The sequence below is a fragment of the Streptomyces sp. NPDC093546 genome, from assembly GCF_044765045.1.
Taxonomy (GTDB): Bacteria; Actinomycetota; Actinomycetes; order Streptomycetales; family Streptomycetaceae; genus Streptomyces.
Genome location: NZ_JBIWJG010000001.1, coordinates 70,428 through 85,606, shown reverse-complemented (window position 1 = coordinate 85,606; position 15,179 = coordinate 70,428). Strand labels below are relative to the sequence as shown.

At 71.1% G+C, this 15,179-nt stretch carries 13 protein-coding genes and 2 tRNA genes; 6 read left to right on the top strand and 9 right to left on the bottom strand.

Translation table 11 applies throughout. From position 1 onward, the window contains the following. Positions 1-89 precede the first annotated feature (89 nt). Both hisN and ACIRNI_RS00400 read left to right on the top strand, forming a co-directional pair. Complete coding sequence (hisN, locus tag ACIRNI_RS00405; protein WP_355362597.1) at positions 90-890, top strand: histidinol-phosphatase; 801 nt, start codon at positions 90-92, stop codon at positions 888-890. A gap of 190 nt (positions 891-1,080) precedes the next feature. Beyond that, entirely contained in the window at positions 1,081-1,488 is a 408-nt protein-coding gene (locus ACIRNI_RS00400; RefSeq protein WP_403546981.1) for a cyclic nucleotide-binding/CBS domain-containing protein, read from the top strand. Between the two features lie 101 nt (positions 1,489-1,589). Here ACIRNI_RS00400 and ACIRNI_RS00395 read toward each other — a convergent pair whose 3' ends face one another. Further along, complete coding sequence (locus tag ACIRNI_RS00395; RefSeq protein ID WP_403546980.1) at positions 1,590-3,041, bottom strand: catalase; 1,452 nt, start codon at positions 3,039-3,041, stop codon at positions 1,590-1,592. A gap of 143 nt (positions 3,042-3,184) precedes the next feature. Between ACIRNI_RS00395 and ACIRNI_RS00390 the strand changes: the two genes are divergently transcribed. Next, on the top strand, positions 3,185-3,601 hold the full coding sequence (locus ACIRNI_RS00390) for a Fur family transcriptional regulator (RefSeq protein WP_403546978.1): 417 nt from the start codon (positions 3,185-3,187) through the stop codon (positions 3,599-3,601). A gap of 143 nt (positions 3,602-3,744) precedes the next feature. Here the strand turns inward: ACIRNI_RS00390 and ACIRNI_RS00385 are convergent. The 4 genes from ACIRNI_RS00385 to ACIRNI_RS00370 all read right to left on the bottom strand — a co-directional run bounded on the left by ACIRNI_RS00385 (position 3,745) and on the right by ACIRNI_RS00370 (position 9,082). Further along, positions 3,745-3,818 (bottom strand) — tRNA-Met (locus tag ACIRNI_RS00385). Positions 3,819-3,908: 90 nt separating this feature from the next. After that, positions 3,909-5,777 carry a tetratricopeptide repeat protein gene (locus ACIRNI_RS00380; protein WP_403546976.1) on the bottom strand — a complete coding sequence of 623 codons (1,869 nt, stop codon included), beginning with the start codon at positions 5,775-5,777 and terminating at the stop codon, positions 3,909-3,911. Positions 5,778-5,986: 209 nt separating this feature from the next. After that, a tRNA-Met gene (locus ACIRNI_RS00375) sits at positions 5,987-6,060 on the bottom strand. 37 nt (positions 6,061-6,097) lie between these two features. Beyond that, positions 6,098-9,082, bottom strand: a complete 2,985-nt coding sequence (locus ACIRNI_RS00370) for a UPF0182 family protein (protein ID WP_403547757.1) — start codon at positions 9,080-9,082, stop codon at positions 6,098-6,100. A gap of 137 nt (positions 9,083-9,219) precedes the next feature. On the opposite strand from ACIRNI_RS00370, the gene ACIRNI_RS00365 reads away from it, so the two are divergent. Then, entirely contained in the window at positions 9,220-9,777 is a 558-nt protein-coding gene (locus ACIRNI_RS00365; protein ID WP_403546974.1) for a PPA1309 family protein, read from the top strand. Between the two features lie 92 nt (positions 9,778-9,869). On the opposite strand, the gene ACIRNI_RS00360 is transcribed toward ACIRNI_RS00365, so the two are convergent. From ACIRNI_RS00360 to ACIRNI_RS00345, 4 genes are all read right to left on the bottom strand, one after another. Continuing rightward, positions 9,870-10,958: a PDZ domain-containing protein gene (locus tag ACIRNI_RS00360; RefSeq protein WP_403546972.1), complete on the bottom strand. Its 1,089-nt coding sequence runs from the start codon at positions 10,956-10,958 to the stop codon at positions 9,870-9,872. 71 nt (positions 10,959-11,029) lie between these two features. Then, the gene (locus ACIRNI_RS00355; RefSeq protein ID WP_355362611.1) at positions 11,030-11,200 is read right to left on the bottom strand and encodes a hypothetical protein; all 171 of its coding nucleotides are present in this window, start codon (positions 11,198-11,200) and stop codon (positions 11,030-11,032) included. 146 nt (positions 11,201-11,346) lie between these two features. Next, positions 11,347-11,808 carry a molybdenum cofactor biosynthesis protein MoaE gene (locus tag ACIRNI_RS00350; RefSeq protein ID WP_403546970.1) on the bottom strand — a complete coding sequence of 154 codons (462 nt, stop codon included), beginning with the start codon at positions 11,806-11,808 and terminating at the stop codon, positions 11,347-11,349. Between the two features lie 130 nt (positions 11,809-11,938). Further along, a complete protein-coding gene (locus ACIRNI_RS00345) occupies positions 11,939-13,051 on the bottom strand; it encodes an SDR family oxidoreductase (RefSeq protein WP_403546968.1) in 1,113 nt (370 codons plus the stop codon). A 189-nt stretch (positions 13,052-13,240) separates the two neighbouring features. Here ACIRNI_RS00345 and ACIRNI_RS00340 point away from each other — a divergent pair, with 189 nt between their 5' ends. Together ACIRNI_RS00340 and ACIRNI_RS00335 are read left to right on the top strand one after the other, a co-directional pair. After that, positions 13,241-14,668: a zinc-dependent metalloprotease gene (locus ACIRNI_RS00340; RefSeq protein ID WP_403546966.1), complete on the top strand. Its 1,428-nt coding sequence runs from the start codon at positions 13,241-13,243 to the stop codon at positions 14,666-14,668. After that, positions 14,665-15,177: an NUDIX hydrolase gene (locus tag ACIRNI_RS00335; protein ID WP_403546964.1), complete on the top strand. Its 513-nt coding sequence runs from the start codon at positions 14,665-14,667 to the stop codon at positions 15,175-15,177. Before ACIRNI_RS00340 ends, ACIRNI_RS00335 begins: the two co-directional genes overlap by 4 nt. Positions 15,178-15,179 lie beyond the last annotated feature (2 nt).

Sequence of the window (15,179 nt, the reverse complement as noted above, 5' to 3'; positions counted from 1 at the left end):
GGCGGCTCTGTGCTCAGAGTTGACGGGTGGCCACGCACTGTCAAGACTCCCTGCGGAAGGCCCCGGTCCGCCGGGATAGAGTGCGAGCCATGGCCGATTACCACGATGATCTGCGTCTTGCCCACGTCCTCGCGGATGCCGCCGACGCCGCCACCATGGACCGGTTCAAGGCGCTCGACCTCAAGGTCGAGACCAAACCGGACATGACGCCGGTGAGCGAGGCCGACCGGGCCGCCGAAGAGCTGATCCGGGGCCAGCTCCAGCGGGCGAGGCCGCGCGACGCGATCCTCGGCGAGGAGTACGGCGTCGAGGGCACGGGCCCGCGCCGCTGGGTGATCGACCCGATCGACGGCACCAAGAACTACGTCCGCGGCGTGCCGGTGTGGGCGACGCTGATCTCCCTCATGGAGGCAGGCGAGGGCGGCTTCCAGCCGGTGGTGGGCGTGGTGTCGGCGCCGGCGCTCGGGCGCCGCTGGTGGGCGGCGAAGGGGCTGGGCGCGTACACCGGGCGGAGCCTGTCGTCGGCGACGCGCATCCACGTGTCGAAGGTGGCGGACGTGTCCGACGCGTCGTTCGCGTACTCCTCGCTGAGCGGCTGGGAGGAGCAGGGCCGCCTGGACGGCTTCCTGGACCTCACGCGCGCGTGCTGGCGTACGCGCGGCTACGGCGACTTCTGGCCGTACATGATGGTCGCCGAGGGCTCGGTGGACATGTGCGCGGAGCCGGAGCTGTCCCTGTGGGACATGGCGGCGAACGCGATCGTGGTCCAGGAGGCGGGCGGTGTCTTCACCGGCCTGGACGGGAAGCCGGGCCCGCACAGCGGGAACGCGGCGGCGTCGAACGGCCTGCTGCACGAGGAGCTGCTGGGGTACCTGAACCAGCGTTCCTGAACCCGCGTTTCCTGAACCAGCGTTCCTGACGGGCGGCTGTCCGCGCACGGAGTGTCGTGGCGTATGTGCGCCAGGTGATGCAGACCTCTTGTTGCCACCCTGCCGGGCTGCCACTCTGAGAGTCCCCCCACTTGTGAACTTGTGAATCCGTTCTCGAAGAGAAGGTTCACCCAAGGAGGTGGCTCCATCCATGCTCGTCCGTGACGCCATGAGCACGGTGGTCCTCACCATCGGACCCGCCCACACACTCCGCCAGGCGGCCGCTCTGATGGCGGCGCGCCGCGTCGGCGCGGCCGTCGTCCTGGACCACGACACCAGCGGCCTCGGCATCCTCACCGAACGCGACATCCTCGTATCCGTCGGCGCTGGCCAGAACCCGGACCTGGAGACCGCCGGCGCGCACACGACGACCGACGTGGTCTTCGCCGCACCGGGGTGGACCCTGGACGAGGCCGCCACCGCCATGGCCCACGGCGGATTCCGGCATCTGATCGTGCTGGACGGCACCGGGCCGGTCGGCATCGTCTCCGTACGCGACATCATCCGCTGCTGGGCGTCGCCCGTGCGGCGGCGTGAGGCGGCGGCGGCCCTGGCGTAGGAGGCGGCCCCACCGCGGCCACACCACGGCCACGGACAGGCCTGAGGGCCGGCCCCCGTGCGGGAGCCGGCCCTCTGCCTACGTCAAGCGATCCAGTGCTGTCAGCCGCGCAGGGCCTGGACCGCGGCCTCCAGCCGCTTGCCGTAGTCTCCGTCGGCCTGACGGAAGTTGTTGATCGCACGCTCGACGATGTCGTCACGCGAGACCTTGGCGATGAAGCCGGAGAGGTTCTCGATCAGACGGTTCTTCTCGTCCTCCGACATCAGCCGGTAGAGGTTGCCCGCCTGGACGAAGTCGTTGTCCTCGGCGTGGACGGGCGCCGGCTGCTCACCGGTCGCACCGGTCACCTGGATCGGCGCCCACAGCGGGCGGTCGATCTGGTGCGGGCCGCCGAAGCTGTTCGGCTCGTAGTTCTTCGCGCCCTTGTGGCGGCCGTCGTACAGGAAGCCGTCACGGCTGTTCGTCCGCGCCTCGGTGGCGTGCGGGCGGTTCACCGGCAGGTGGTCGGCGTTGATGCCGACGCGGTAGCGGTGGGCGTCGCCGTACGCGAAGAGGCGGCCCTGGAGCATCTTGTCCGGCGACGGACCGATGCCCGGCACGAAGTGGGCGGGGCTGAAGATCGACTGCTCGACCTCGGCGAAGATGTTCTCCGGGTTGCGGTTGAGCTCCAGCTTGCCGATCTCGATGACCGGGTAGTCCGCGTGCGGCCACACCTTGGTCAGGTCGAACGGGTTGAAGCGGTACGTCGCGGCGTCGGCGGCGGGCATGATCTGCACACCGACGGTCCAGGACGGGTACTCGCCGCGCTCGATCGCCTCGCGCAGGTCGCGCTGGTGCGAGTCCGGGTCCTCACCCGCGAGCTTGTTGGCCTCGGCCTGGGTGAGGTTCTTGATCCCCTGGTCCGTCTTGAAGTGGTACTTGACCCAGAAGGCCTCGCCGGCCTCGTTGTTCCACTGGAAGGTGTGCGAGCCGAAGCCGTCCATGTGGCGGTACGAGGCGGGGATGCCGCGGTCGCCGAAGAGCCAGGTCACCTGGTGGGTCGACTCGGGCGACAGGCTCCAGAAGTCCCAGACGTTGTCCGCCTCCTGCGAGCCGGTGTACGGGTCGCGCTTCTGGGTGTGGATGAAGTCGGGGAACTTGATGGCGTCCTTGATGAAGAACACCGGGGTGTTGTTGCCGACGAGATCGTAGTTGCCCTCTTCGGTGTAGAACTTCAGCGCGAAGCCGCGCGGGTCGCGCACGGCGTCGGCCGCGCCGAGGTTGCCCGCGACGGTCGAGAAGCGGAGGAAGACCTCGGTCTCCTTGCCGACCTCCGAGAGGAACTTCGCGCGGGTGTACGGGGTGACGTCGGCCGTCACCTTGAACGTGCCGTAGGCACCGGCGCCACGCGCGTGGACCACGCGCTCCGGGATGCGCTCGCGGTTGAAGTGCGCGAGCTTCTCCAGCAGCAGCTGGTCCTGGACCAGAACGGGACCACCGACGCCCGCGGTCTCGCTGTTCTGGTTGTCGGCGACCGGCGCGCCGGCCTCCGTGGTAAGCGGTCCCTGCGTCACGTGCGCCTCCTGCGTCATTCCTGCAAGTCCTGTCCCTTGGCTAATGCCGTCCCCGATCCTACAATGGACATTGTCTAAGTCAAGCGTCTATCCAAAGCCACACCCGTTCGGGACTGAGTCCCCTCCCTGTTAGGCTGGTTTCCATGAGCGACCTGTTGGAACGACTGCGCGGACGCGGCTGGCGTATGACCGCGCAGCGCCGTGTCGTGGCCGAGGTCCTCGATGGCGAACACGTCCATCTGACGGCTGACGAGGTCCACGCGCGCGCGGTGGAGCGACTCCCGGAGATCTCCCGAGCGACCGTGTACAACACGCTGGGTGAGCTGGTGACCCTGGGCGAGGTCCTGGAGGTCTCCACCGACCGCCGCGCGAAGCGGTACGACCCGAACGCCCACCGGCCGCACCACCACCTGGTCTGCGCCCAATGCGGCGCGATCCGCGACGTGCACCCGTCCGGTGACCCGCTGTCCGACCTGCCGGACACGGAGCGCTTCGGCTTCACGATCTCGGACGTGGAGGTCACGTACCGCGGCGTGTGCCCGAGCTGCGCGACCGCCTGACGTCGACTGCCTGACGTTGACCGCCTGACTCGTTCGAGTGAAAGGCCCCCGGTGTACACCGGGGGCCTTTTCCGTGGCGTTGCACGCTTGCACACGGAAATGCCGAAGGCCCGGATCCTGAGGATCCGGGCCTTCGGTTTCAGTAGCGGGGACAGGATTTGAACCTGCGACCTCTGGGTTATGAGCCCAGCGAGCTACCGAGCTGCTCCACCCCGCGTCGTTGAACACAACCTTACGGGACGGCGTGGACCAGTGCAAATCCATAAGCGGGCCTTGGAGAGTGAGCTGCGTTACGCGACGGGTCGCGCTACGCGGTGAGTTCCTGGTGCAGCGCCTCGCTGAGCCGCGCCGCCCGCTCGGCCACCTCCGCCGGACCCAGCTCGACCGCGCGGGTGCACCAGAGGCGCCCCTCGGCCAGTTCGCCCCGGCGCGCGGCGAGCAGCGCCAGGCGCAGGGCCGCCCGGCCGTGCCCGGCGCGCGCGGCGCGGGTCCACCACAGGGCCGCCTCGCGCTCGTTCCCGTCGCGGGCGAGCAGCAGGCCAAGGTTGAACGCGCCGTTCCGGCTGCCCGCCTCGGCGGCCACCCGGTACCAGCGGGCCGCCTCCGTGGTGTCCCCGCGCGCGGCGGCGAGCATGCCGATCCGCACCTGGGCACGGCGGTGGCCCTGCTCGGCCGCCCGCTCGTACCACTCCTCGCACTCGCTCTTCGCCGCCTGCGGCTCGCCCAGCGCGGGTGCGCCCGGCGGCGGCTGGCGCGCGTCGAGGACGCTGGCCAGGCGGAACGCCGCCTCGGCGCTGCCGCCGCCCGCGGCGATCCGCAGGTGGCGCTCCGCCTCCTGCTCGTCGCCGTCGCGGAGCCTGGCGATGCCGACCTGGAGCGCGGCCTCGGTGTGGCCGGCCGCGGCGGCCCGCTCGTACCAGGTCAGCGCCGTACGGTCGTCGTCGCGACCCGCGTAGAGGATGCCGAGGTTGAAGGCGGCGTCGACGCTGCCCGCCTCGGCCGCCTTGGAGAACCAGGGCTCGGCGCCGTTCGGGTCGCCGCTCTGGAGCAGCAGGATGGCGAGGGCGTTGGCGGCCTCGCGGTGGCCGGCGTAGGCGGCGCGGCGGTACCACTGCTCGGCCTGGGCGACGCGGTTCTGGGCGGCGTACAGCAGCCCGAGGTTGTAGGCGCCGTTGTCGTCGCCCGCGTCGGTGGCCGCGCGGTACCAGCGCTCGGCGGTCTGGTGCTCGCCGCGGGCGGCGTGGAGGGCGCCCAGCGCGTTGGCGGCGTTGCCGTCGCCGTCCTGGGCGGCGCGCAGCCACCACACGGCGGCGCTGTCCTCGTCGCCCGCGTCGCGCAGGAGGAAGCCCAGCGCGCAGGCGGCGCGGGGCTCGCCGTCCTTGGCGGAGGTGAGGTACCAGCGGCCGGCCTCCTTGAGCTCGCCGCGCTTTTCGAGGATGGCGCCGAGGTGGAGCGCGGCGCGGCGGTGCCCGCGGGCGGCGGCCTGCCGGTACCACTGCTCGGCGGTCTCGGTCGCGGCGCCGGTACCCGTGCCGGCGCCGGTGCGGAGGCGGGTGCCGGTGCTGCTCCCGAGGCGGGTGCCGGTGCTGGGGCCGGTGCCGGTCTCGGTGGCGCCGTCGCCCTGCTCCTCCGCCTTGCGCTCCAGGGCGCGGGCGAGGCGGTAGGCGGCCTCGCGGTGGCCCTGCTCGGCGGCGGCGCGCAGCCAGCGCTCGGCACCGACGTCGCTGCGGTGCTCCAGCAGGTCGGCGAGGGCGTACGCGCCGAGGGCGTGGCCCTGCTCGGCGGACTGGCGCAGCCAGTACTCGGCGGCGGGTTCGTCGCCGCGTTCGCGGTGGTAGCGGCCCAGCGCGTGTGCGGCGGCGGCGGAGCCGGCCACGGCGGCGATGCGCCACCAGCCGGCGGCCTCTTCGGTGTATCCGCGCTGGTGCAGCAGGACGCCGAGGTTGTTGGCGGCGGCACGGTCGCCGTCGGCGGTGGCGGCGCGCAGGTACGGCTCGGCGCCGTCGAGGTCGCCGCGGCGCAGCAGCATGGCTCCGAGGATGCTCATCGACGCGGTGTCGCCGTCGTCGGCGGCGCGGCGGTGCCGTGCCTCGGTCTCGACGGCGTCGCCGGTCTCCGCGCCGTCCACAAACCGCCCTGTTTCCAAAAGCGTTGCCCTGTCCCCCATGAATTCCATCGTCGCACCACCCGCAACCGCGTACACCTGGTATACCGCAGCCAGTGAGGTCACTTCAGCGTTTTGTCGACATGCCCACAGGGAGACAAGTCAAACACGAGTCACTCCAACTGCCCCCACCCGGCCACGGCTTGGCGCCCGATCCTTGCTCTCTTCCCCCGCACACACCAAGGGCCCGGATCTCGAAAGATCCGGGCCCTTGACTTCAGTAGCGGGGACAGGATTTGAACCTGCGACCTCTGGGTTATGAGCCCAGCGAGCTACCGAGCTGCTCCACCCCGCGTCGGTGAAACCACAGTATCACGACGCGGGGCGGGCTCTCAGCCTGCGGGTTTCTGGTCGGCGGGCTTCTGGTCCGCAGGCTTTCCGTCGGCCGGCTTCCCGTCGGCCGGCTTCCCGTCGGCCGGCTTCTGGTCCGCCGGCTTCTGGTCGGCCTTGGCCGCCGCGTCCGCCGCCGCAGCGCGCCGCAGCGCGTCCGACAGGGCCTCCTGGGCCTTGCCGTACGCCGTCCAGTCGCCCTTCTTCAGCGCCTCCTCGCCGTCCGTGAACGCCTTCTGCGCGTCCGCGATGGCCTGCTTCAGCGCCGCGTCACCGGTGGCCGGCGGCTTGGTGGTGTCGCCGGGCGGGGGTGGCGTGGTGGGCGTGGCGCCCTCCACCCCGAAGACCGCGTTCAGCGCCTTGCCGAGGTTGTCCTCGAACACCGTGGTGTCCTTGGTGGTGTCGCCCTCCGGCTGGTCCGCGTCGACGTACGACACGGCCACCTTCTTCAGCAGCGGGTAGAGCGCGTTGCGGCCCTGCGCGTACACCGGCTCGACGTACAGGAACCCGCCGTCGAGCGGCACGGTCAGCAGGTTGCCGTACTGGATGTCGGAGTCGGCGCCCTTCATGTCGCGGACGAACTGGGCGACGGACGGCAGACCGTTGAGCTTGCTCTGCACCTGCGCCGGTCCCGGCACGTCCTGCGTCACCCGCAGCAGCCTTATGCGGCCGTACTCCTTGCTGTTGGCATCGGCGTCGACCGCCATGAAGCCGCCCAGGTTGGGCCGCCCGTTGGGGGTGAACGTCGTCGTCAGCGAGAAGCGCTGCGCCGTGTCGCCCGGCATCTTCATGCTCAGGTAGTACGGCGGAACGGCGTTGCCGTTCTTGTTGGTCGGGTCGTCCGGCACCTGCCAGGCGTCACTGCCGCTGTAGAACTGCGCGGCGTCCTTGACGTGGTAGCGGGTGAGCAGCTCGCGCTGGACCTTGAACATGTCCTGCGGGTAGCGCAGGTGCTCCTTGAGGTCCTGCTTGATGGCGTCCTTCGGCAGGACGGTCCCCGGGAACGCCTTCATCCAGGTCTTCAGGACCGGGTCCTCGGTGTCCCACTGGTACAGCTTCACCGTGCCGTCGTAGGCGTCGACGGTGGCCTTCACCGAGTTGCGGATGTAGTTGACCTGGTTCTGCTGGGCGACCACCGCGCGGGTCTCGTTGCCGGCGGTCAGCGAGTCCGTGGTCGTCGCCCCCAGCGTCGTACGGGACGCGTACGGGTAGCCGTTCGTCGTCGTGTAGGCGTCGACGATCCATTGGATGCGGCCGCCGACGACCGCCGGGTAGGCGTCGCCGTCGATGGTCAGCCACGGGGCGACCGCCTCGACGCGCTGCTTGGGCGTGCGGTTGTAGAGGATCCGCGAACCGTCGCCGATGGCTCCGGAGTAGAGGATCTGCGGCTCGCTGAAGGCCACCGCGTACGCCGCCCGGTTGAAGGTGTTCTCGAGGCTGACCCCGCTCTTGCCCTTGTAGCTGGTGGTCTTCTCGCCGTTCTGCTCGTAGTCGAGCTCCTTCTGCGGGCCGCCGACGATCGAGTACTGCTCGGTCTTCTCGCCGTAGTAGATCCGCTGCTCGTACGTCTTGAGCTGGCCGGAGGTGGGCAGACCGGCCTCGGTGAAGATGGGCGAGCCGTTGGCGTCCGTCCCCGTGCCCGTGGCCATGATCGCGCCATAGCCGTGGGTGTACGTGAAGTGGTCGTTGATCCAGTTCCGCTTCGGGATGCCGCGGATGTTGAGCTCGCGCAGACCGACGACCGTGTCCTTGCCCTGGTACCGGTCGACGTCGAGGGTGGTCGGGAACTGGTAGTACTTCCGGCGCTGTTCGAGCTGCTGGAAGGTGGGCGAGACGATGTTCGGGTCCACCACGCGGTAGCTGGCGGCCGAGTCGGCGTCGGTGCGCAGCCGGTCCTTGGCCTTGACGGTGGACTTGCCGGAGTAGTTCTCCGGCTCCGCCTCGTCGATGTCGTACGCCTTGCGCGTCGCCTCGATGTTCTTGGCGATGTACGGGGCTTCCTTGGCCTGCTCGTTCGGCTGGACCTGGAACTTCTGCACGATCGCCGGGTACAGCCCGCCGATGAGGATCGCCGACAGCACCATCAGGCCGAAGCCGATGACGGGGAGCTGCCAGGTGCGGCGCCAGAGGGTCGCGAAGAACAGCACGGCGCAGATGACGGCGATGCAGAAGAGGATCGTCTTGGCCGGCAGGTAGGCGTTGGCGTCGACGTACCGCAGGCCCGTCCAGTTGCCGGTCGCCTTGAAGTCGCTGGACTTCACGGCGAGGCCGTACCGGTCGAGCCAGTACGCCACGGCCTTGAGCGAGACGAAGACGCCGAGCAGGACGGAGAGGTGGCCGGTGGCGGCCGCGGTGGCACGCGCACCGGGGCTGGTGATGCGCAGCCCGCCGTACAGGTAGTGCGTCAGGGCCGCGGCGATCAGCGACAGCACGGTCGCGGCGAAGCCGAAGCCGAGCAGGAACCGGTACCAGGGCAGGTCGAACGTGAAGAAGGAGACGTCCATCCCGAACTGCGGGTCCTTCTGACCGAACGACACGCCGTTCACCCACATCAGCCAGGTGCGCCACTGGCCGGAGGCGGAGGCGCCGGCGATCAGCCCGACGAGGGCGGTGATCGCCAGGAGCACCCACTTCTTGTAGGGCGCCACGCCCATCCGGTAGCGGTCCAGGCTCTGCTGCTCCAGCGACATGGCGCTGAGCGGCGGGCGCAGCCGGTGGGCGAGCCAGATGTTCAGCCCGACGGCGGTGGCCATGAGCAGGCCGAAGACGGCGAACAGGCCGATCTTGGTCCACAGGGTGGTGGTGAAGACGGAGGAGTAGTGGACCGACCGGTACCAGAGCCAGTCCGTCCAGAACCCGGCGAACATGACGAAGAGCATGGCCAGCACGGCCAGCACCCCCAGCGTCATGAGCAGGGTGCGGGCCCGCCGGGACGGCCGGCCGACTCTGATCCGTGGCCCGGTCGGGCCTCCGCCGCGGTCCGGCATCTGGAAAGCCAACGTGCGCCCCTCGAAGTTCGCGGTCGTGTCTGAGCGGGCCCAGTGAGCGTAGGGCCCACTGATGCAACTTACTCAGGCTTTACCTAGTTCCCGTATCCGGGTGGAAAGGAGGCAGGATATTGCTCATGTCCAACGTTTCTCCCTCCGGCCCCCCGATGGCCGCCAGTCCACTCACCCGCGCGGTGCTCGAAATCGACGAGTACGCGTCCGGCCTCGGCTGGGACCAGCCGGCCCGGCTCTTCGCCCTCGTCGACACCGCGCAGCTGCGCTCCCAGGAGCCGGGGCTGGCGTCCCAGCTCGGTCTCGACGCCGAAGAGGCCGCCGCGCCGCTCACCCCGATCGAGCAGGACGAGATCCCCGCCGACCGGCCCCTCGACGAGTTCCTCGCCACGATCGCCTGGCCGGATGCGGTCGCCGGGTGCGCGATGACGGTGGAGCGGCTGATGCTGCCCCCGTCCGCCGAGGCGTCCGTGCCGGAGGGCCTCGACGAGGCGGCGCTGGCGAAGTGGGTCGGCGACCACCCGGACCGCCAGGAGGTCCGGATGACGGTGGCCGTCCTGCGCAACGGGGCCCGGGAGTCGGCGCTGCGGCTGCGCGAGAAGGACTCCCCGACGGAGGTCCTCACGGGCGCCGACCTGGTCCCGGGCCTGGCGGAGGCGCTGTCGGCGACGTTCGAGGGCTGAGGACGCGCAAGTACAGGCCCGGGGGGGGCGGGGGGCCGCCCGGGCTCCCCGCGGCTCGGGGCGGCTCTACGGCGTAAAGAGGCTGTGGGGCCTTACGACGCCGAGCAGCTCGGGAGGCCGGCGGTGTCGCCCTTGCGGACCTTGTCCAGGGCCTTCACCGCGCCGTCGATCGTCTCCACCTTGATCAGGGTGAGGCCCTCGGGCGTGTCCGAGGCCGCCGCGGCGCAGTTGTCGGCGGGCGTCAGGAAGTAGCGGGCGCCCGCGTTCCGCGCGCCGACCAGCTTCATCTCGATACCGCCGATCGGGCCCACCGTGCCCTTGTCGTCGATGGTGCCCGTACCGGCGACAAAGGTGCCGCCCGTCAGGTCACCGGGCGTCAGCTTGTCGAGGATGCCCAGCGAGAACATCAGGCCCGCGCTGGGGCCGCCCACGTCGGCGAGGGAGATGTCGATGGGGAACGGGAACGCGTGATCGACACCCGCCTGGATGCCGACGATCGCCCGGTCGCCCTCGGCGGACTTCCTCGTGGTGATCGTGAGCTGCTCGGTGGCGGTGGGTTCCCGGCCCGCCTTCTCCGCCGCGGCCGCCGCCTTGGCCGGGACGATGGTGAAGACGACCTTCTCGCCGGGCTTGTGCTCGGTCACCAGCTTCGCGACGTCCTGCGGCTCCTTGACGGCCGTGCCGTCCACCGCCTTGATCACGTCACCGGCGTGGAGCGTGCTCTCGGCGGGGCTGCCCTTCTGGACGGAGGAGACCACGACCCGCGAGGCCACCGGGATGCCGAGCTGCCCGAGCGCGGCCGCCTTGGCGCTCTCCTGGGACTGGCTGAACTCCTCGGCGTTCTCCTGGGTGGACTGCTCCTCGGTCTTGCCGTTCGGGTAGAGGGTCTCGTGCGGCACCACGACGCTGTCGTGGGCGAGCCATCCGTACACGGCTTCGACCAGGTTCATCCTGTAGTCCGCACCGGTGACCCTGACCGTCGTCATATTGAGGTGCCCGGACGCCGGGTACGTCTTGTGGCCGGAGATCTGCAGCACCGGCTCGCCGCCGGACTCGCCGAGCGTGTTGACCGTCGGTCCCGGGCTCATCTCGGAGTACGGCACCTTGATGAACACGCCCGCGCAGAGCAGCGCGATGAGGATGAGGGTCGAAGCGAGCATCGTCGCAGTGCGGCGTGGCATGGAACGACAGTACGGGACGCGTCTGTCAGTGCACCCCTGGGGCCGGTCCGTCCGGGGTGCCTCCCAGGCCCTCAGGCGGGACCGCCGCGGGAGTGGGACTTCTCCATCGCGTCACGGAAGCGGGCGTACCCCGCGAGCTCGGCCACGTCCTCCGTGGTACGGGTGCGCGAGGCCCAGCTCCCCCATATCGCGGCACCGACGGCAGCGAACAGCGGAATCAGCAACCACGCCAGTACTGCCATCGCGACCTCCCGTCCCCATGAGCGAACGCCACCGGCTCATACGCCACTGGCCGATCAGCAGATTAACCATCCGCCGTTTCAACGCTCGTGCCCGGGGTGCGGTTACGCAAATCGGACGATCGTCCCACCCGACCGGTATCCGAGGCTCAGCAGGCCCCTACCCACTCCTCGGTGCCGTCCGAGAAGCGCTGGTGCTTCCATATCGGCACCTCGTGCTTGAGGTCGTCGATCAGCTTGCGGCAGGCCGCGAAGGCCTCCGCGCGGTGCGGGCACGACACGCCCACGACCACCGCCAGGTCCCCGACGGCCAGGTCCCCCACGCGGTGCACGGCGGCCAGGGCGCGGACCGGGAACTCCGCGACGACCTTCTCGGCGACCCGGCGCAGCTCGGCCTCGGCGCTCGGGTGGCTGGAGTACCCGAGGGTGTCGACGTCGGCGCCGCCGTCGTGGTTGCGCACGGTGCCCACGAAGAGCGCGGTGCCCCCGGCCGCGTCGTCACCGACGGCCTGGAAGACCTCGTCCAGGGACAGCGGGGTGTCGCGGATCTCCAGCAGCCGGATCGGGTCCGCCGCCGCGTGCTCGCCGGGGTGGTCGTACGTGGGTGCCATGCCGCCCATCGTGCCGTACGGCACTGACATCACGGAATAGCGTTTTCGCCCGGCCCGTCCCCGCGCGCGTTGGAGCCTTCTACAGCTCGGCCGCCCGCCCGCCCGCGCGGGCCGGGCCTCTGGCCGCCGGCTACAGGCCGCGGCGCCTGCGGGCGCGCCGTACCAGGGCCGCCGTGCCGAGCAGGGCCACCGTCGCGCCGGCCGCGCCCGCCGCGGTGGCGTCCTTGCGGCCGAGGCGGCGGCCGGCGACCGTGTGGCGGCCCTGGACCTCCTCCAGGAGCGCCGCGAGGACCTCCTCGTTGGTCCACCGCGGCCGCCAGCCGGCGTCGTGCAGCCGCCCGACGCTCACCACCCACGGGTGCATCGTGTACGCCAGGTCACCGGCCGGCGACGGCGTGAGGCCGATCCGGTGCAGCCGCGCGGCCGCGCCGAGGGCCACGGCGGAGGGCAGCTCCATGCGGCGGATGCCGCTGAGCTCCTCGACCTCCTCCTGCTCCAGCCAGCCGTCGCAGCCGACGGCGAAATCCCCCTCGACCTTCTCCAGCGCGGCGTACTCCAGCGCACTGACCAGGTCCTCGACGTGGCAGAACTGCCAGGTCGGGTGGGATCCGGCCACCACGAGCAGGCGCGGCGACTCGAAGTAGCGGGTCAGCGCCGTGTCCGTACCGCCGCCGACCAGGACCGTGGGGCGCACGACCGTGACGTTCAGGCCGGGGTGCGCGCGGGGCGCCCGGCGTGCGAGGCGCTCGATCTCCAGCAGGTCCCCCACCCCGGTGGCCTCGGCGGTCGCCCGCAGCTCGGCGTCCTCGGAGAGCGGGACGTCGTTGTCGGGCAGGGCCCCGTAGACCATGGCCGACGTGCACAGCACCACCCGGTGGACCCCCGCGGCCGCGGCCGCGGTCAGCACGGTCTGGGTGCCCCGCACGTTGTACGCCGTACGGGCGGCCGCGTCGGTCTCCAGGTCGAGGTCTAGGGCGAGGTGCACGACGACGTCCGCGCCCCGCAGTTTCTCGGCGATGGCCGGGTCCCGTACGTCCAGGATGTTCCAGTGCGCCTCGGCGACCTCGCCTCGGCGCTCGTCGATGGCGATGACCTGCTTGACCTCCTCGGACTCGACGAGGCGCCGGGCCAGCAGGTCACCGACGCCGGACGCGGCACCGGTGACCGCGACGACGGGGCGGCGGGCGGCGGACTGGGTTGAGAGGTTTCGCGCTGCGCGAACCTGCGGATCTGGGGAACTCACCGGGCGTCTCCAGCGGTTGTCTTCAGTACGTACGCGAATGACGCGTACGTACCAGGTGGCGTCCATCCTGCCGCAGGCCAGGACTCAGCGGAGCACCGAGCCCATGTCCGGCTCGGATGTCTACGCTGGTGGTGTTGTCGGGCAGCCGCCGCCGGCAGAAGCCGGCGGCCCTACGAGCCGAGGAAACCCGTGAGTGACACCCCATTCGGATTCGGCCTTCCGCCGGAGGAGCCGGAGGACGGCGACGAGGGCAAGAAGAAGCCCTCCGAAGGTGACAAGGGTGCCGGTGGTGCCGGTGGCAACCCCTTCGGGTTCGGCGGTCTGCCGGGCGGCATGGGCGGCGCGGACAACCCGTTCGCCGCGATGTTCGGCTCGCTGAACCCGAACGACCTCGGGGCGGCCTTCCAGCAGCTCGGCCAGATGCTGAGCTACGAGGGCGGTCCCGTCAACTGGGACATGGCCAAGCAGATCGCGCGCCAGACCGTCTCCCAGGGCACCTCGGACGGCACCAAGGACTCCAGCGTGGGCCCGGCCGAGCGCGCCGCGGTCGAGGAGGCCGTGCGTCTGGCGGACCTGTGGCTGGACGGCGTGACGTCCCTGCCGTCCGGCGCGCACACGGCCGTCGCGTGGAGCCGCGCGGAGTGGGTCGAGGCGACGCTCCCCGCCTGGCAGCAGCTGGTGGACCCGGTCGCCGAGCGGGTGGGCGCGGCCATGGGCGACGTCCTCCCCGAGGAGATGCAGGCCATGGCCGGGCCGCTGCTCGGCATGATGCGCTCCATGGGCGGCGCCATGTTCGGCCAGCAGATCGGTCAGGCCGTGGGCGTGCTGGCGGGCGAAGTGGTCGGCTCGACGGACGTCGGCCTCCCCCTGGGCCCGGCCGGCAAGGCCGCGCTGCTCCCGCTGAACATGGAGGCGTTCGGCAAGGACCTGGGCGTCCCGAAGGACGAGGTGCGTCTGTACCTGGCGCTGCGGGAGGCCGCCCACCAGCGGCTCTTCGCGCATGTGCCGTGGCTGCGCTCGCACCTGTTCGGCGCGGTCGAGGGGTACGCACGCGGGATCAAGGTCGACACGTCCAAGCTGGAGGACGCGGTCAGCGGGCTGGACCCGTCCAACCCGGAGCAGCTCCAGGAGGCACTCCAGCAGGGCATGTTCCAGCCCGAGGACACGGCTGAGCAGAAGGCCGCGCTGGCCCGCCTGGAGACGGCGCTGGCGCTGGTCGAGGGCTGGGTGGACGCCGTGGTGCACGAGGCCGCGAAGTCCCGGCTGACGTCGGCGGCCGCGCTGCGCGAGACGCTGCGCCGGCGCCGGGCCTCGGGCGGTCCGGCCGAGCAGACCTTCGCCACGCTGATCGGCCTGGAGCTGCGCCCCCGCCGCCTGCGGGACGCCTCCCGGCTGTGGGCGTCGCTGACGGACGCACGGGGTGTGGACGGCCGCGACGATCTGTGGCAGCACCCGGACATGCTGCCGACGGCGTCCGACCTGGACGACCCGGACGGCTTCGTCCACCGCGAGCACCTGGACTTCTCGGAGCTCGACAAGATGCTCGGCGAGGCCGCGGGCAACCAGGAGCGGCCCAAGGGGCCCCAGGGCGACGACGAGGACGACACCGACAAGTGAGCCTGCACGACGACGCCGTCCTCGTACTGAAGGCGTACGAGGATCAGCCCGAGCTGCGACAGCTCTATCTGGACCACCTGGCGGCGCACCCGGACGGCATGTGGAAGGCGTGCGAGGCCGGGCACCTGACGGCGAGCGCGCTGGTGGTCGACCCGGAGCGCGGCCGGGTGCTGCTGACCCTGCACAAGAAGCTCGGCATGTGGCTGCAGATGGGCGGCCACTGCGAGCCCGGCGACGAGACGGTGGCCGGGGCGGCGCTGCGGGAGGCGACGGAGGAGTCCGGGATCCCGGGGCTCACGCTGCGCCCGGGCGGGCCGGTCCGGCTGGACCGGCACCCGATTCCCGCGCCCTGCCACTGGCACCTGGACCTCCAGTACGTGGCGGTCGCACCGCCGGACGCGGTGGAGGCGATCAGCGACGAGTCGCTGGACCTGCGCTGGTTCGCGTACGACGAGGTGGCGGCGGTGGCCGACGGCTCGGTCGTACGGCTGGTGGAAGCAGCACGCTGAGC